Genomic DNA, 17523 nt, shown 5'->3' with positions numbered 1-17523 from the left:
TGCCGTGAATCGCCCCGGGTTTCGTGGAGGCGGTGAATGCGCGGAAGAATTCGGTGTCATGGTGTCATGAGTGCGCCGAGGAAGTACCCCGAGGAGCTGAGGGGGTGGGTCGCCCGGATGGCTGTGGAGGTCCGTCGGGACCCTGAGAGGTTCGGGGGCGCGATCCGCAGGATCGCCGACGATCCGAGCGTTTGCCCCGAGGCTCTGCGCATCTGGGTCGGACAGGCCGAGATCGACGGCGGCACCCGGCCGGGAACCACCGGCGAGGACGCCGAGCGGATCGGGGAGCTGGAGGCCGAGAACCGTGAGCTACGCAAGGCGAATGCGATTCTCAGGAATGCGTCGGTTTGTCCATCGCGGCGGAGTGCGGGCCGCCCGCCGCGCTGAGGGCGTTGTCCCGGCTCCAGGCCGCGAGAGCCAGACCTCGTCAAGGATCCCCGCCTCTTGTCCTTCTTCGACGCCTTCGCATACGCCCTGGCGTACCTGCTCGTGATCTCGGCCCTGGTCTGTATCGACAACCCACTTCCCGTGCCCACCACGGTCCACGGACTTCGCGGGCATCCCTACGTGAGGCACCGAGCCTCCTGCGCGGGCATCCCTGATGAGTCTCGTCGGACTGTGGACAGAGCGGAGCGGTGCCGGCCATAATGGTGGGGAGCCACCCGGGTGCTAGCCGGGCGACTCCCCTCGCAAGCGGATGGCCTAGCCGATCCACTTGCTGAGGGCATCCACCAGGACACCGACGGCCCGGATCGGGCGAGCGATCGAGTTGAGTACGTCGCTCACCTTCCGGGCCGTTCCCTTGCCCCGGTGGACTTTGGCATGTCGCCCTCTCGGCTTGGACACGGCCCTCACCTCCTTCCCAGTTCCTCTCCTCCCCGGCCAGGACGTGGGTGTTCCGGGGGGGAAGGTGCCGGAGAAAGGCAGGTTCCATCATGCCAGCCGGCACTGACATCCTGAGCTTGGCCCTGCCGTTCTTGCCCGTGCTCCTGCGCTTCATGGTGGTCCGGGTCCGACGCACCCAAACCACCAAGAACCGCAAGAAAGCGGGCAAGAATAGCAGCGCTAAGACAATCGCTACGAAGACGAGAGTTGAGGTGGTCCACCCGGGTCTGCTCACTGCCCATGGACCAGGCCCGGCCCGAGGTCGTCGCGGTCTGGATCCAAGGGCACCGGGGAATCGAGAACCGGCCCCACCGGGTCAGAGACGTCGTCACGGGCGAGGACCACCGCCAGTTGCGCACCGCTAACGGCCCGGAGATCATGGCTGCGCTGAGAAACCTCGCCATCGGCCTCATCCGACTCTTCCACGGCGCCAGAGTCTCTATCTCCTCAACCACCAGAGCCCTGTCAAGACGACCAAAACGAGCTATCAAGCTCATCGCCCAGCCAATCACCTAAACAGACTTTGCCGCCCCCTGTGCGCTCCGGCAGCTTCAGGATACCGATGCGCTCAATGACGACCTGGGATTCCTCTCCGGCCAGAGTTGTGCTGCTCGCTCACCTGCCGCCACCATCCGGGCACGCCATCCATTCCCGCCTCACCTCGGTGCGCGTCTGGCTACTGACCTCGATCCTCGGGTGCGACGCGCTCTAGCCGAGGGATCGTCGAAGGTCGATCCTGTCTCCGAGCAGATGGATGCCCGGCAGTTGCTCGAGAGGGATGCTGCCTACAGCGTTCGCAGATGTTTGACGGCACCCGGTGCTTGACCCCGCGTTTCCGCGTTCCGACGGTTGCGCCGCGCGGAATGCGGTAAAGAGGTGAGGCCTCCGTTCCACATATCAAAAGGCCTCAGCCATGTGGGCATTACTCCCGAGGGGGTAAGAGGCCTGGCTGGGGGACGATCAATCCCATGATAGTCGGGCGCGCCACTGGCGAAGCGGGTCGCGATCTGTGAGATAACGTACAGCCCACGCGACTCTCAAGGGGTTCGCTGCACGTGGGAGAAGGCGGGGCGCGGCACTGTGGTCCTCCTGAAGCACGACGTCCAGGTCCGTCGGCTTTTCTATCCATGTTGGTCACGTGAGAGATGCCGTTCTGGCCTCATTCAGGTGCAGTTCGATCGCCCTCGTGAGTTCATCCCATGAGTGGACGCGTGGGACTCCTGTGATGGATCGGTTGTACGTGCGGTCCATCAGAACTGTCTGCTGATGTGCACGGACTAGATCGCTTGCCACCGATGGGGAGTCCTCGATGTGGAGATTCGCGTCAAGAGTGTCCTTCGGACCTACGAAGCACAGGGACATGTAAGGAAGATGATGCTCCTCCAGCCAGGTGGCGGTATCCGATACGACGATCTGATGCAGGCCGGAGGAGATGAGCCTGTGCGTTGCAATTCGGATGTGAAAACCGCTGTCGCTGAGGTAGTTGAAGGCTTCTTTTGTTCCTGGGAAGATTGGGATCTTCCGGTAGAGGTGGCCGGCAACTGCCTTTGTGTGGATCTGCAAAAATGTCTTACTGTCCCTGATGGGCCAACCCTTGGCGTCCGCCAGGTTGTAGGTGTCCGGCTCCGGAATCGAGTCCTCGGGGATATTGAATTCTTTGGCGCAGATGGTGCGCATCGCCGTTATGTAGTCTGCGCATACGCCGTCGAGATCGATATCGATGATCGCATGTCCGGAGCCGCGAGGGGTGATGAGCGATTGTGGGAAGGTCGTCGTCGGTATGGTCGGGTTCATTGATCTGCTTCTGTTGGGGCGCATGCGTGCTGCTCCCAGATATGATGGCAGACATGCTTCACGCATTCAAGTGCCTGGGAGGGGCCGTCTTCGGGAAGGTCCGCGACGCATTCGAACGCCGCGACTTCGGCTGCATCGATGCGATCGTTGTGTGACGTCGGTGCTGCTGCGGTATTGGTCGGGAGGATGAGTCGACCTTTTTCGCGAATCTCGTCCATGATCTTGGACTGTTTTTTGCGATCCGATGCCCAGAGACATGCCTGAATCGCGATCTTGATGCAAAGAATGGCGCAGAAAAGGGCGACGAGAGCGGTTGCGCTCCATGTATTCCAGTGCACACCTCCTGTGAGAACTCCTTCGGTCTGGAATGCGCCCTGCTGATCCGTGGCGGCGGCGACGGAGAGGAGGCTCGAAGTGACAGCGACGGCAAGAGTTATGATTCGGCAGAGGAGCGGCTTGTTGATGTCTTTGGTAAGGCGATGACGTCCGATGTCGAAAATTGTTGCCGCCCACAGGCCGACCACGAGGGCGAGAATCGCGAGAACGCTGTCGGCTGTGAAAAATTTCGAAAATATGTTGACTCTCAGAAATGAGATGACGAACAAGAGAAGACAGAGGAGAGAGGAGAGCACGGATCCGATGAGCACCGGTATGAGCGATCGGTGCGTGCACCACATGCTCACTGCGAGTCCGGTGAGAGGGGCCTCGCTAGGGCGACCGGCGTTGATGTGGATGTTGGGCCCCATCGCTTTGACGGAGAGTGCCTTATGCGGGGCGTGTCCCATACGATGAGCGCTCAATCCAAGCAATTCTGTGCCGTCGGCGGGGCGGAGGTCGATATGGGTTGATTTTGCTGCTCTCGTTGGAACGTAAATCGAATACTGCTCGACTTTGGGGACGGTGGAGCCCTTCTTCTTTCGGAGACTATTCGGTATGTCGGTGTCAAAGGAGACCTTAATTATAGTCCGGGAGATGACGACTGCACGAGGGGCGAGAATGGTGAAGGCGTAACTAGTTGAAACGGTCGACAGAAGCATGAGCAGTGAGGCGAGGGCTGCACGATTCTCGGTTCGCTCATTATCGTCGTCTTCGGTAGACGGGATGGGGTCCGCGAGGTGCGCTGATATCTGACTGGAGAGATAAGTGCCTAGATGCGCCAGTTCGAGCCATGTGTCATCGACTGCGGGCGGATCCTTCTCGTCGATGAGGGAGGACAGTAGGGCTCTAAAACACCTATCGCGCTTGTCATTGAGACTCGTGGGCTTGCCGTTGACAATCATGGGGCGCGTGCCGGAGGAATTAATGTCATCAAAAACGGAGGTACTGTAAACGACGCGCTGAAGATCCTTCTCGAGATCGCTTCCGCTCGGAAGTTCTTCGAGTCTGGGGAGGCGGTCCACGAGCCACTGGAGTGCCGCCACTGTGATGCGCCCATTTTCTTCGGCTCCGACCGAGGGCAGAGCGCTTCCATCCGCTCCGCTGATGTCAAGATCGACGAGCGCCCCTTTCCGCATATACGTCAAAGGTACGGCGATAAGACTGCTGTTCTCGCTGGCGCTGATCTCCTGGCCGGAGATGGTGAGCTCCTCGGGTATCGCGAGATCGAAGCTGATGCGATGCCTGGTCTCACCTCCTGGAAGAAACTGAACGGACTCGACCCTCCTTCTCACCCAGGATTGGTGGCTTAAAACCAGGGCGGCGGCGCGCTCGCCAATGGGAGAATGTCCGGTCGGCCTAGTCGGTCCGGTCGGCGCATGATTCGCTGGGGGCTCCGTGGGATCCAATTGAGTGGGCGATTTTTCTGCGGAAGACTGGGGGCGGGCTACCGCTTCGGGCGTCGGATCCGTCGAGGATTCTCCACGCCTATTCCAATATTTGGGAAGAAGGCAGGAAATTCTCATGAGATGGCCTTTCGCTTATGCGAGCGGTTGCTGCTCTCGTCGTGCGATGGTGTCCAGCAACGGACTCGCCTTCCCGCTCCAGGAGATGGCGAGCTGGTCGCGGGCGCGGGTGGCCGCCACGTACAGGAGCGAGCGCTCCCGCAGCATCGCATCGGCGTGGTCGGCCTCGGAGTACTGCTGGTCCCGCAGCGACCGGGGGATCGCGTTCTCCGACACGTCGAAGAGCAGGACTTTGCGGAACTCCAGCCCCTTGGCACGGTGCATCGTCATGACCACCGGCCGGCCCCGACCGGCCGCCTCGCGGTCCACGGCGCGCACCTCCACCCCGTGCTGCGCCAGGCCGTTGACGACGGCGTCGCGCTGGTAGTGGTCACGCACGAGGACGGCGATGGACTCCGGGGCACTGTCCTCACTGTCCCGGTCCTGCTCCAGCCACACCGTCAACAGCTCAGCGGCCTTGCTCAGCTCATCGGCGCGGTCAGTGGCGTGCAGCAGCAGCGGCTCCGGTCCGGAGCGCGGCGAGACGTAGCGGTGCTCCTCGGCCTGCCCCTCCATATCTTCATAGGTGCCGGGATCGAGGATCCCGAAGGCGACGTCGAGGTTCTGACGGGTGGTGCGGTAGTTGCGCGTCAGCCGCCGCGATCGCCCTCGCACCTGGATCCCGTAGTGGCTGAGCGTGATCTTCTTGCCGTAGATCCGCTGGTGGGAGTCCTCGGCCAGGAACAGATCGTCCGGGCCAGGTTCCACCAGCGCCCGCAGCAGCTGCAGGTGGGCGGGAGACAGGTCCTGGGCCTCGTCGACGAGCACGTGCCGGAAGGGCCTGGGCGAGCCGAGGGCCGCCTCGTGGTCGAGCCAGGCGGCGGCCAGCGCGAGCTGCTCGGAGAAGGAGGTGACGCCCAGGTCGGCGCTGCGGTCCCGGTAGCGCTCCACCGCCTTCCACACGGCGGCCCGCCTGAACCGGTCCAGGGCCACGCCCCGCCCGGGCCGGCGGATGCGCAGGTACTGCCGAAGGGTGGTGATGCGCTGTGGCAGAACGATGAGGTCGTACTCGGACTCCAGGAAGTCGGCGGAGCGCAGCCCCTCGGGCAGCTCATCGCCCATGAGGGTGAGGACCTCCTGCCACACACTGCCCCTGGGGTAGGTCAGCACCCGCGCGCGAGCCTGGCCGATGACCCCCTGGGCGATCGGGGTGATCTCGCTCCCGGCCCGCTGGAGGATCATGCGCGCCACCCGGTCCAGGCCACTGACCATGACCCCGGACTCGCCAAGCCTCTCGGTGAAGGACAGCCGTGGCTCGAGCTGGGCGACCTGACGGCGCAGGTCGTCGGCGAGGTTGCGCGTGTAGGTCGTCAGCAGGATCCGCGGCTCGCGTCCCTCGGCCGCATCCCGCTCGGCGAGTTCGACGGCGCGGTGCACCGCGATGACGGTCTTCCCGGTTCCGGCGCCGCCCGAGACGCGCATGGGGCCGTTCGCGCGCCGCTCCACGAGGGCCCGCTGCTGGGGGTGCAGGAAGAGCTGCCACTCGGCGAAGCTGAGACCCTCGATGGCGCGGCGCAGGTCCTCGTCGGTCTCCACCCAGGTGAAGGTCGAGCGCGCCGCGCGGGTGCGCAGACCGGCGATGAGGTCGGCGTCGGTGGGCTCGGCGGCGACGTCGCGCGAGAGCCGCAGCCCGAAGTCCTCACGGATGTCCTCGATCGTCGCCCCCGTGGCCAGGTTGAGCAGCGCCTCGCCCTGCCAGGAGACCTGGGCGGTGGAGGCCAGGTCGAGCAGCTGGGACTCACGCTCCGCCGCCAGTGCCGCCGCGCCGAGCTGGACGTCGATGCCGAGCTCGTCGCGCAGGATCTCCACGGTGAGCCCCTCGGGCCAGCTGGGGGCCTGGTCCCGGCTGGGGACGACGACGGCGCCCGGCACAGTAACGGCCCCGGTGGCCACCCCAGCAGCCGTCCCGCCTTCGCTCCGGCGGCCCTCCACCGGTGGTGCAGCAGTCACCGCGACCGGCTCAGCACCGGGTGCCTGGGTGGGCTCGGAACCGGCGTCGGAGCCTCTCGCGGCCTCCTGGTTGCGACGGCGCGCCTCGGCGTTGGCGGCCTGGATCCGGACGGTCTCGCGGGCGATCTCGTCGGCCTCGCGCTGGGCAGCGGCGAGCTTGGCCCGGGCCGCGCGCCGCGCCTCCTCGACGGCGTCGGGATCCAGGCCGATGAGGTCCCGGACGTCGACGACCTCGGTGATGCCGTTGCGGGGGTTGACGTGGACCGTGACGGACTCGGCGATCTTGATGGCCTCGTCGTGCGGCCAGATGCCGTGAACGACGTAGACGACCTCGCCGTCGGCGGCGAGCTCGAACAGGACGGCCCGGTAGAAGTCGGTGACGCGCGCGGTGCGCACGCGCCGGTCCCGCGCCCCACGAATGGGCTCCAGGTGCAGGCCCGAGCTCGCGGTCATGGTGGACAGCTTGCTGATGAATGGCCCAATCTTCGCCCTGAGGGAGGGGTCCTTGGCGGTGGCGTCCTTCGTCTTGCTGCTGGGCAACAGGATCGTGGCCATGTCAGTGTCCTTCCAGGAGCTCGGGGATGAGCGCGCAGATATCGGTGGCGGTGCGGGCCGGATCGTCGCCGGTGACGATGACGCGCCAGCCGGCCGCCGTCAGGGCCTCCTCGTCGCCGTCCTGCGGCTCGGCGAGGACAGCGACCTTGGGCGCGGCCCAGGACAGGTCCGTCATGATGCCGCCGACCTCGACGCCGTCGCCCCCGTGGGGGACGCCGGCCGCGGCCAGGTGGGGCAGGAGGGCGAGGACGGGCTCGGGGGTGAGGTCCCGGTCGACGTCGTCCCAGCCGAGATCGCTCATGGCGGCGGGGCTGCCGGCGACGTCGGCGACGGCGACCTCGACCTGGGCGCGGGCGCGCAGCTCGGCCAGGGCCCGGCTGGTCGTGGTGATGTCCACGGACGCCCGGGACAGGGCGAGCACGTTGCCGAGCCGCAGCCAGGCCAGCCAGGCCTCGGGGTGCTCGGGGGAGGCCAGGGCCTCGTCGGAGTCGTCGAGCACGAGGGCCATCCCCGTGGTGGAGACACCGGTCAGCTGGACCGCCAGAGCGAGGTGGGGGATGGCGAAGACCGAGCCGGAGCGTGCGGAACCCGCGGGGGAGGCGGCGGCATCAGCAGCGCCGGCTGGCTCGGGCAGATCATCCTCGGGCCGCAGCACGCGCAGCGCCTCCCACAGCGGATCCGCCCCGGCGCCCTGGGTGGCGGAGTACCGCAGGGACGCGTTCTGACCCAGGGGCAGGTGGCCGGCGGCGCCGACGATGAGCGGCCCCCAGGCGGAGTCGGCCAGAGCCTCCAGGGCGGCGGCGGTCGGGCTGGAGCCGGGGTCCTCGACGTCGTCTCTCAGCATCGCCTCCAGGAGCGCCATCGGCCCGCCGCGCCAGGCGGCGATGGCCTGGTCGGTGACGCCGCCGGCGCGCGCGGGCCCCAGGGCGCCGTTCTTGAGCTGGGCGATGATGGTCTCACCCAGCCAGGCCGGGTCCCACGGCTCGTCCAAGTCCTCGGCGCCGACGGAGACGACCCGGTAGCCGGCGGCGCGCAGCCGCGCGCGTTTGTCGGCGTCGTCGGCGAGGCGGTTGTGCGCGCGACTGGCGTGGTAGCTGCGACCGTCGGTGAAGATGGCGATGGGGCCGCGGCCCCCGGGGCGCAGGCAGGCGAAGTCGGGGCGGGTGCCGCGGACGTCGAGCTGGGGGCGGATCCGCCAGCGGCCCCCGTCGACCTCCAGCGCGGGCGCGCCCGAGGGGTCGCTGGTGGTGCGCACGGCCATCTCCTTGCCCAGGAGCTCGGCGAGCGTGGCGCGGAAGCGCACCTCCAGGGGGCTCTCCCCGGTGCCGGCGCGCACGGCCTCGTCGGTGACCTCCCACTGGGGGACCTCCGGGTCGAGGTCCGCGAACAGGACGTCGGTGCCCGTGGTGTCCAGGCCGAGGACCTGGCCGATGGCGTGCAGGGCGGCAGCGCGGGTGACCTCGGCGGAGACGGCGTGGGGCCGCAGGCAGTCCGGGCACATGTCCTTGCCCTCGGCGCGGCACGGGCAGCTCTCCAGGCGCTGGCCGGTGCGGATGAGGAGGCTCCAGAGTCGGGAGGAGTCGTCGTGGTCGGTGAGGTAGCCGGTGCCCCCGGGCACGGTGTCGTGGAGCAGGAGGGCGGGGCGGGTCTCGCCGGGGGCGCCGTCGGCGACGGGGTGGGGGACGCAGGCGATGCCGAGGTGGTCGGGGGAGCCGCCGGTGGTGATCTCCAGTCCCAGGAGGATCGCGGAGGCCAGCGAGTCCACGCCCACCCGGTCGGTGGCGAAGCCGAGCGGCAGGACGAGGGCGAGCGCCTCGGTGCTCAGCTCGCGCATGAGGTCGACGGCGATCACGTGCTCGGCCGGGTCGCTGCGGTACCGGCACCAGGGCCGGTGCTCGCGGGCGGAGGCGGCCCGCGTGTCCGTGTCGAGCTTGCCGCAGGCCTCGCACAGGCGGAAGTCCCGTGAGGACAGGGCGTTGCCGGCCACCTGGTCGACGCTCTGGCCGGCCAGGGGCCGCCCGGTGTTGAGCCAGCGCAGGTTCATGGCCCGGTAGCGGGTCAGCCCGAACCCGGAGGCCTCCACGCTCCACTGGCGCACCGCGCGCGCCGGGTCGACGTCGGCCAGCGGCAGGACCTCGAAGCGGGCGCGCAGCCGCTCGTCACTGGAGTCCCCGATACGGGCGTCGTCCCGGGAGACGTCGGCGAAGACCCGACTCAGGCGCAGGACCCGCCGGGCGCGCCCGACATCGGCGATGGCGGTGTCGCGGCACCTCGGGCACTGCGGGGGCGCGGCGGGCCGGGTCTCCTGCGGCTCGCGCACGTCGGTGTAGCCGCAGGCCTCGCAGCAGAACCACCACTGGGCCTGGTTGCGCAGGTCGGAGGCGTCAATGCCCTCGATGGTCATCTCCAGGCCGCGGGTGTAGAAGGTGGCGCCGGGGGCGAACTCGTGCAGGGCGTGGACGGAGGCCCGCTCGACGTCGTAGGGCTCGGAGTGGAACTCGTCGTTGTCCGGGTCGCGCCAGGAGACGCGGGCGGACAGGCGCACGGAGTCGTCGATGAGGGTGTAGTTGGGCAGGATGCCGTGGCGTTCCAGGGCCGAGACCCAGTGCTCCTCCTCCAGCTCGAGGATCCGTGACCGGGCCGCCTTCTGGGCTCCCTCGGCGGCGCGCTGGGCCCGCCGGTCCTCCTCGGTGGGGTTGGGGCGCTCGGCGGCGGCCTTGAGCCCGGGCAGGGTCTCGCGGATCTGGCGCTCCTGATGGCGCAGCCGCTCGGCCTCGGCGCGGTGCTCGGCGGCGTCCCGCGTGAGCATCTCTCGGGGCCCGGCGCCGCAGTCCCGAGTCACCCAGGTGGTCAGGCGGTCGAGCGCCGGCGTGCGCTCCCGGAAGGCGGCGGTGAAGACCTGCGCCAGCAGGGCGCCGTCGCGCTCGATCCGCTCGCACACGGTGGTGATGAGCGAGCCCTCGCCGGTGGCGCCCAGCGCGGTCCTGGCGGTGCCGCCGCCGCGGCCCCCGGAGGGGACGGCCGGGTGGTTCTCACGGGTGAGGGTGTCGATGACGGAGGCCAGGAACTGGCGGCGCAGGATCTCCTCGGCCCCCAGGTAGGTCGACGGCGGCGCGACCGATCCGTTGAGGAGCCGGTCGGGGGCGTCGAGGATCGGCAGCTGGCTGCGCCTGCCGGGCACGTAGGCCAGGGCGAGCGCCGAGCCGCTGCGGCGGCCCGCGCGGCCGACCCGCTGCACGTAGGAGGCGACCGTGGCCGGCAGGGAGCCGAGCATGACGGTGGACAGGTCCCCGATGTCGATGCCCATCTCCAGGGTGGGGGTGGCCACCAGGACGTTGGGGTCCCCCGGCGCCTGCTCGGGGCGCTTGAACCCGGCCTCGACGGCGGCGCGCTCGTCGGCGTCGAGCAGGGAGGTGTGCTCGTGGGAGTCGACGCGGCGCACGTGGGCCCCGGCGTACATGCTGCGGTAGAAGCTCTCCGCCGGATGCGGCCGGGCCCTCAGGTGACCCGGGCAGCCGGCGGCCGAGCAGGGGGCGCCGTCGAGCTGATCGACGGTGGCGGTGGCGGCGGGCAACTGCGTTCGGCAGGTGTCGCACACCAGGAGCAGGGTCTCGCGCGTGGTCTCGCGCAGGGGGGAGACGACGACGCGCCCGGCCGGCAGCCCGTAGACGGTGCCGCCGGAGTCGGTGGCGGTGACGCTGAGGATCTCGGCCTCGGCCAGGCGGGCCAGGAGCGCGCAGGCCAGGCGGGAGGCGTGGGTGGGCGCGACCCCCAGGCACTTGCGGGTCCAGGTGGCGTACCAGGACTTCGACGAGCCCACCGGCGGGAAGGCCGACGTGCGGGTGTCGAGGCCGCCGCCCACCTGGGGGAAGGCGGGTGCGGCGCGCCCGGAGGGGAAGGCGGGCTGGCCCTGGTCGCGCCTGCGCTTGTACCAGATCCACAGGCGCTTGCCGTCGTCGCGCTTGTAGCGCGCGAGCCATTCGTGGTCGATGGCGCCCTCGCGGCGCATGTGCTCCAGGGTGCCGCGCACCCAGGCGAGCAGATCGGCGTCGCTGATGCCCTCGAAGCCGTCGAGGACGCCCTGCTGGTCGGCCCCGAGGGCCTGACGGGCGAGGGCCGCCAGGGCGCTGGCGCGTCCGGCGCTGACGTGGACGGTCACCGAGCCGGTGGCCTCCAGGGTGCGCCCGTAGGTGGACTGGAGGCCCACCTCCAGGGCGATGTCGAACAGGAGCCGACGGCGCACGTGCGACTCGGCCCGCCGCCGCCTGGAGGCCGGGGCCTTCGGGTCCCAGTAGGGCTTGAAGCGCTGGTGCTCGGCCAGGGCCGCGGGGACCAGGCGGTAGCGGTCGAAGGCGCTGGCCCGGGCGTCGTCGAGGGCGGCCTCGGCCCACTCCTCGATGGGCATCTCCGCCCGCAGGGCACCGCGCAGGGCCGAGCGCAGGCTCATCGTGTGGGAGCGCTGGTTGACGAAGCCGGCGCGGTGGGCGGCGTCCTGCACGGAGTCGGTGAAGATGAGGGCGCGCTTCTCGGTGTCGTCGAGGGCGTCGTCGCCGAACAGGGTGGTCAGGGACACCGACAGGAGGGTGGCGACGGCCGAGCCGAGGAAGCGGATGGAGTCCTTGGCCCCGCAGGAGGGGCAGACGTCGTGGGTGGAGTCCTCGGCGATGCTGCGCTCGTCCCCGGTGAGGGTGAGGACCGGCAGGACGAGGCCCTCCTTGGCCTCGGTGCTCTCCTGGGCCGGGCGACGGGTGAGGAGCTCGCGGCTGTTGATGGAGTACCAGCGCAGCCCGGGGTGGCGGGCCTCCAGGTTGATCTCGCCGGCCTCGGCTTGGGTGCGGTCGTCGGCGTCCTCGCCGGGGGCGTGCAGGAGGGCCCGGAAGCGGGGATCGCCGGTCCTGCGGTCGCGGCGCACGTGGGTCTGGTCGTCCTTCTCCCTCTGGCCGGTGGGGGCCAGGACGATGCCCCAGCCGGAGCGCCCGCAGGAGCGGCAGTACAGGGCGGGGCGCGCGGGCTCCTCGGCTCGCGTCTGCTCGGAGGCGGCGTCGGCCCAGCGGAAGGAGGGCAGGGAGGTCAGGGCCCGGTCGACGCGGGTGACCTCCCGGATCCACAGGGTGACCTCCACGTTGACCGCGCGGCGGTCGGGGGTGCCGTCGAGTCCCGCGCGCACGACGGACAGGGCCGCCAGGATCGCGGAGAGGACCCGCCGGGCCGGACCCGACTCGGGGGCGGGGCCCAGGAGGCGCTGGGCGAGGGCGGCCAGCGGTGTGGAGTTCCCGGCGGCGCGCACGAGGTCCAGGACGTCGGGGTGGGCCTGGAGGGCGGAGGCGAGGCCGGCGGCGTCGAGGGCGTCCTCCACCTCCTCGGGCAGGTCATACAGGTTGCTGACGACGCCGCGGAGCAGCTCCTCTGGATCGGGGGAGCCGGCCTCGGCGAAGCGGGCCAGGGCCTGCAGGTTCTCACCGGGCAGGGAGCGCAGGCGCAGGGCGCAACCGGCCAGGCCCTTGGACTCGGCAGTGGCGAGGTGCGCGGCGGCCCACCGGTCGAGGTCGGCGCGCGTCTCGGTGACGACGACGCTCGTGGGCAGGTCGGCGCCGAAGACGTCGCGGGCGAAGGCGAGCATCCGGGAGGGGTCTGCGCCGTCGCCGAGGGTTGCGGAGGTGGCCACGGGGCACACGGGGCCGAGCGGCGAGGCGGCGAAGGCCTCCTGGCGGGGGTCGTCGGCGGGCAGGTGGGCGCGCAGGGCCAGGCCCAGGCGCCGCAGCAGCATGGCGACGTCGGTGCCCTGGGCGCCGTCGTAGGTGTGGAACTCGTCGAGGACCAGGTAGGTCAGCGACCCGGCCGAGGCCCGCCACAGCTCGCGGTCCTCGGGGCGCAGGAGGAGCTGGTCGAGCATCTTGTAGTTGGTGAGCAGGATGTCCGGCGGGTTGTCGCGGATGACGTAGCGGTCGGTGATGAGGGAGTCGGCGGTGACGTGCTTGTGCGGCCGGGCGGAGGAGTCTCCCGTGTAGACGGCGGCGCGCACGCCGGCCAGGGCGGGATCCCCGGCGATGAGGCGGGCGAGGCGGCCGGCCTGGTCGGCGGCCAGGGCGTTCATGGGGTAGAGGATGAGGGCCTTGATGCCGGTGACCCCCTCGGCTCGGGCGCGCAGCACGTGGTCGATGACGGGGTGGAGGAAGGCCTCGGTCTTGCCCGAGCCGGTGCCGGTGGTGACGATGGTCGGCTCGGGGCGGTGACCGCCCTTGGTGGTCAGGCGCCGGTAGGCGTCCTCCTGGTGCTGGTAGGGAGGAAGGCCGGGGTCCCAGTCGAGGGGGCTGTCTGCCTGGCCCGCCGCGCGGGAGGCGGCGCTCGCGGCCAGGTAGGGCAGGCGCAGGCGGACGAAGGGGCCGACGAAGACTCCCTGCTCCTCGTCCTCCAGGAAGTCGGCGAGGACGCGCCGCGGCTCGGCGTCCGTCAGCGCGAAGGTCGTCGAGAGGTAGTCGACGATGGAGCGCCGGATGCGCTCGGCCTGGAGGCTGGGGAGCAGAAGAGTCATGAGTAAGGCGCGCTGGTTGTGAGTGGTGGGGCTCGGATGCGGCATGGGGGCGGCGTCGGCCGGGGCGGGCACGGGACCTGTGCCCGCCGGGGCCGGCACGGCCTCGTGCGGATCGTCGTCGTTCCGGGAGATTGATCCCGCAACTCAGAGGCTACCGCAGCGAGGGAAAGGAAGAGGAAACGGTCCGAGTCGCTTCTTGATGACGAGGCCGCCGCCGCCCGGGCTGAGATCGCAGAGCACGGCCCCATCCCCTGGGACGAGGTCAAGGCCGACCTCGGGAGAAAGGGAGCGGGCGGTTCAACGTGAGGTTCCGAGCCTCGTTTGCGGAGATCCTTAGTGAGCCTCGTCGCGCTGTGGACAGGGCTGAGCGGGGCAATCCATAATGGTGGGGAGCCACCCGGGTCGCATCCGGGCGACTCCCCTGGCAAGAGGAAGGCCTATCCGATCCACTTGCTGAGGGCATCCACAAGGACACCGACGGCCCGGACAAGGCGAGCGATCGAGTTGAGTATGTCGCTCACCTTCCGGGCCGTTACCTTGTCCTTGCGGACGTGTGCGCGTCGGCCTTTCGGCTTGGACACGGCCCTCACCTCCTTCCCAAGCCCTCCCTCCCCGGCAAGGACACATGGACGTTCCGGGAAAAGGTGCCGAAGAGAGGCACGTCCCATGATGTCAGCCTGCACTGACATTCTGAACTCACCCCTGGCTACTATGAGTGCTATGGAGACCGCGGAAGCCCTCGCCCAGGTCCTGGCTATCACCCGTATCAAGAAGCGCGGCCTGTCTCAGCCTGATCGCGTTCAGGTTCTCCTGGACAGTGCCGACCCCCGCGAAGTCCTTGCCGACATTGCTGGTCCTTCCCTGCTCGATGACCCGGCTTTGAGCCAAGCCCGCGAGGACGTCGACAACTGGCTCTCTCAGGGCATGGGACTCGTCTCTGTACTGGCTGACCAGTACCCCGCACGTCTGCGTGATGTTCGCGAGGCGCCGGCTCTTCTCTACTACCAGGGTGACCTGACCCCGGCAGACCAGGGAGTGTGCATTGTCGGCTCACGCGATGCCGACGACGATGCTCTCCGTGTTGCCGACTACGTCGCCAGAGCGGTAGTCGAGGCAGGTCTGACTGTCGTATCGGGCTTGGCCGCTGGCATTGACACTGCCGCCCACACCGCTGCCCTGGATGCCGGAGGACGCACTGTCGCCGTCATGGGCACGGGGCTTGAGCGCATCTACCCGGCGACAAACAAGAACCTGCGTGAGCGCATCGTTGCCAACCGCGGGCTGGTCATGACTCAGTTCGAACCGAATGCTCCAGTGAAGCCTGCAAACTTTCCGATGCGCAACGCCGTCATGAGCGGCTACGGCATCACCACCTTCGTTGTTACAGCCTCCGAGCACTCAGGCACTCGCTCCCAGACAAAGAAGGCAGTCAAACACGGACGCGGAATCGTTCTCGCTCGCCGCGTAGCCGAGACCACCTCCTGGGGACGGGATCTTGCTCGCACCGGCCAGGCGTGCGTTGCTGACTCCACGAGCGACGTCTTGGACCAGGTACGCGCCCTCCAGGCTGAGCGTGCTCAAGCGGAAGAATTACTGCGTGAGCTCGTCGCATGACCGTGATCCTGCCTTCCGAGCTCGCTGTGGTTGTTGAATGGCCACTGCTGCGCTGTTGGCTTCTCTCGGTCTAGTCACCTGCTCAAAGTCGACGTCAATGGCGATGACTTCGTCTTTCATACTATGTTTGCGCACGAGAAGCTCTTGAGGAGGGAGTGAAGTATGAAGACCGTCGAAGAGATGCTTGACGAGATCGAGAACGCCAATAATGGGGATGGTCCGGATCCTGCAGCCACGGTCGATGATCCTGCCCTCACGAGAGTCGTGGTCGCGCAGATACGACTCCGCGCCACTGGGCGCGCGCTCGATGAGTCCGTGAAGCAAGCACGTAATGTTGGCCTGTTATGGCAAGCCATCGGAGGCGTGCGGACATGACTCGCCGAGGTGCGAACAAGCGTCTCTATGCGGTTTCCTCGAGTCCGATCCGGCAGCGGGGTACGGGGTGCCGATTCGACTGTGTCCTTGCTCATATCTGGTCGCCTGATATGAGCACTGATTAAGCTCAGCGCAACGCGATCGCGTGCAGAGCCATCGACGACCAAAGTGTCGATTCTCAGGTGGATCCGTGCCACCTCACCTCGCGGGACTTCAGCGACCATCACGCAGCCTGAAAGCATGTACCAGCAGGACAGTGGGAGACTGTCCTTGGTTGCGCTGGGTGATACACTTCTTTCGGCCGCCATGATTTACGGATCTTTCGGGCGCTCCTTCTCCTAATGGGTCTCATCGAGGTCGGCATGACAGGGTGGTCATGGGAGCTGATGGCATCCTCATGGACTTTCAGGATGAGAGACCGATTAAGCGCCAATCATCGCCCCTATGGGTTCAGTGCTCCCGTACCAGCGGTACACCATTCGCTCTGAAACTAAATCAGTTGCCCTCACCTCGGGGGCTTGCTGATGCTCTGTGGGGCGAGAAAGCGGTTCTTACTTGTTTCTCGATCCCTATTCGTCTCTCTCGTAGTCGACTCCATTCGAAGGGTTTCTGTCGATTTCTGAAATGATAACATCCCAAGGCCAAGGGGTTTCCCGGAAGTGCCGATAAAGTAAAAGCTGGTGGTCGACAACAGAAACGACATCGTCATCCTCGCTGTATAGGAGGATTAATCCTCGGCTATCCTCGTCTGTTTGGATAGATTCGAGTTTTCTTAGAATGTTGCGCAGGTTGCCTAGATTGATTCTATCTTGTCTTGCGTGAGCCAGTTCGTAGATTCTGTGAACAGGAACCCCTGTAGCAAGTTCCGTATCGTCGTGCCTCATGATCGCCTCCATTGCATATGCGTAAATGTGAGTCGAATTGTTGCGTCGTCGAATCCCTACCGCGACTTTCTTTGCAAAATCTTCATAGATTGAACGAGATTGTTTCGCCTGCTTTTTTGCGGCTGTTCTGGCCAATTCGATATCTGAAATTACAGTTTCGTGTTCCTGCGTTTCTTCGATGCCTGCCGCTTCCAGTGTTCTGGATGCGAGAGCTTGAAGAATTCCGGCGCTACTGTAACTGAATCGAGTAATTTCTTTAATTACTTCCTCTGAAAAACGGATGTTGAGTGCTGTGCCGCCAGAAATTAAGATTTCTTTAAGTTCTTCGTGGCTCCATCTAACGGAAACTTCTTCGATGCGTCCTGCGAGATCGTGATTTAGAGACAATAGATAGTTTGTTTCTTCCCAAATGCCTACGACGACAACGAAAACTCCGAGCTCCCAGAGTGCCTTCATTTCATAAGCAAATAGTTTCCGTTGGTCCTTGGGGAGGTAATGAAAGTCCTCGACCACTAAACGTCGTCCAGACTCCTTGATGCACTCGGCGATAAAATTGAGGTTGGTTACACTCTGCCTGAGTTGTTGGTATGTTGCGGTGTTTTCGCGTCCGATTGCTCCGCCTATTTTCGCGCAAGCCCTTACAAATATGCTGAGTGCGCCTTCTCCTTCGGCTTCTGCGTGTCCGGAGAATGAGTTGGTTCGAGTGCGTGTGATTTCTAGTTTAATACCAAGAGCGGCTAGAGCGTTCGTGTAAATTTCGTCGACACTCTGGCCTACTCGACACTGAATTTCAATGGGATTATTGAGCGCTTTCTTTCTCAGCCAGGTTTTCCCTGCCTTGGAGGGGGCTTTTAATGCTATGTGCTGGTCGCGTTTAAGTAGTCGTTTCATCTTGGCGTCAAGTCTGCCTCTATCGACGTAAGAATCCTTGTGGATATTCGGTGAAATTCCGAAAACCTCATCTGCTTGCTTGATGCTGGAAGGGGCGGTCATA

The 17523-nt window shown here is 66.6% G+C and carries 9 protein-coding genes; 4 read left to right on the top strand and 5 right to left on the bottom strand.

What is annotated here, in order from left to right; translation table 11 throughout:
* Positions 1–66 precede the first annotated feature (66 nt).
* Positions 67–387 (top strand): transposase, encoded by a 321-nt coding sequence (locus G448_RS15400; protein WP_051268678.1) that lies wholly within the window; start codon positions 67–69, stop codon positions 385–387.
* A gap of 705 nt (positions 388–1092) precedes the next feature.
* Positions 1093–1401 carry a hypothetical protein gene (locus G448_RS17445; RefSeq protein ID WP_245572215.1) on the top strand — a complete coding sequence of 103 codons (309 nt, stop codon included), beginning with the start codon at positions 1093–1095 and terminating at the stop codon, positions 1399–1401.
* A gap of 618 nt (positions 1402–2019) precedes the next feature.
* On the opposite strand, the gene G448_RS15390 is transcribed toward G448_RS17445, so the two are convergent.
* From G448_RS15390 to G448_RS0106325, 4 genes are all read right to left on the bottom strand, one after another.
* A complete protein-coding gene (locus G448_RS15390) occupies positions 2020–2679 on the bottom strand; it encodes a 5' nucleotidase, NT5C type (RefSeq protein WP_051268676.1) in 660 nt (219 codons plus the stop codon).
* Complete coding sequence (locus tag G448_RS18055; RefSeq protein ID WP_156910942.1) at positions 2676–4349, bottom strand: hypothetical protein; 1674 nt, start codon at positions 4347–4349, stop codon at positions 2676–2678. The genes G448_RS15390 and G448_RS18055 overlap by 4 nt, the downstream gene beginning before the upstream one ends.
* A gap of 246 nt (positions 4350–4595) precedes the next feature.
* On the bottom strand, positions 4596–7124 hold the full coding sequence (locus G448_RS0106330) for a 3'-5' exonuclease (RefSeq protein WP_026407309.1): 2529 nt from the start codon (positions 7122–7124) through the stop codon (positions 4596–4598).
* A 1-nt stretch (position 7125) separates the two neighbouring features.
* Positions 7126–13701, bottom strand: coding sequence for a DEAD/DEAH box helicase (locus G448_RS0106325; protein ID WP_245572214.1), 6576 nt, complete (start codon positions 13699–13701; stop codon positions 7126–7128).
* A 675-nt stretch (positions 13702–14376) separates the two neighbouring features.
* Between G448_RS0106325 and G448_RS15385 the strand changes: the two genes are divergently transcribed.
* Entirely contained in the window at positions 14377–15270 is an 894-nt protein-coding gene (locus G448_RS15385; protein ID WP_169720823.1) for a DNA-processing protein DprA, read from the top strand.
* A gap of 162 nt (positions 15271–15432) precedes the next feature.
* Entirely contained in the window at positions 15433–15645 is a 213-nt protein-coding gene (locus tag G448_RS17440; RefSeq protein WP_245572213.1) for a hypothetical protein, read from the top strand.
* A 569-nt stretch (positions 15646–16214) separates the two neighbouring features.
* Here the strand turns inward: G448_RS17440 and G448_RS18050 are convergent.
* Positions 16215–17522, bottom strand: coding sequence for a hypothetical protein (locus tag G448_RS18050; protein ID WP_156910940.1), 1308 nt, complete (start codon positions 17520–17522; stop codon positions 16215–16217).
* Between the last annotated feature and the right edge of the window lies 1 nt (position 17523).

The organism is Actinomyces gerencseriae DSM 6844 (assembly GCF_000429265.1).
Classification (GTDB): Bacteria; Actinomycetota; Actinomycetes; order Actinomycetales; family Actinomycetaceae; genus Actinomyces; species Actinomyces gerencseriae.
Note: the sequence above shows the minus strand (reverse complement) of the source record. Positions and strands in the feature narration are given on the sequence as shown.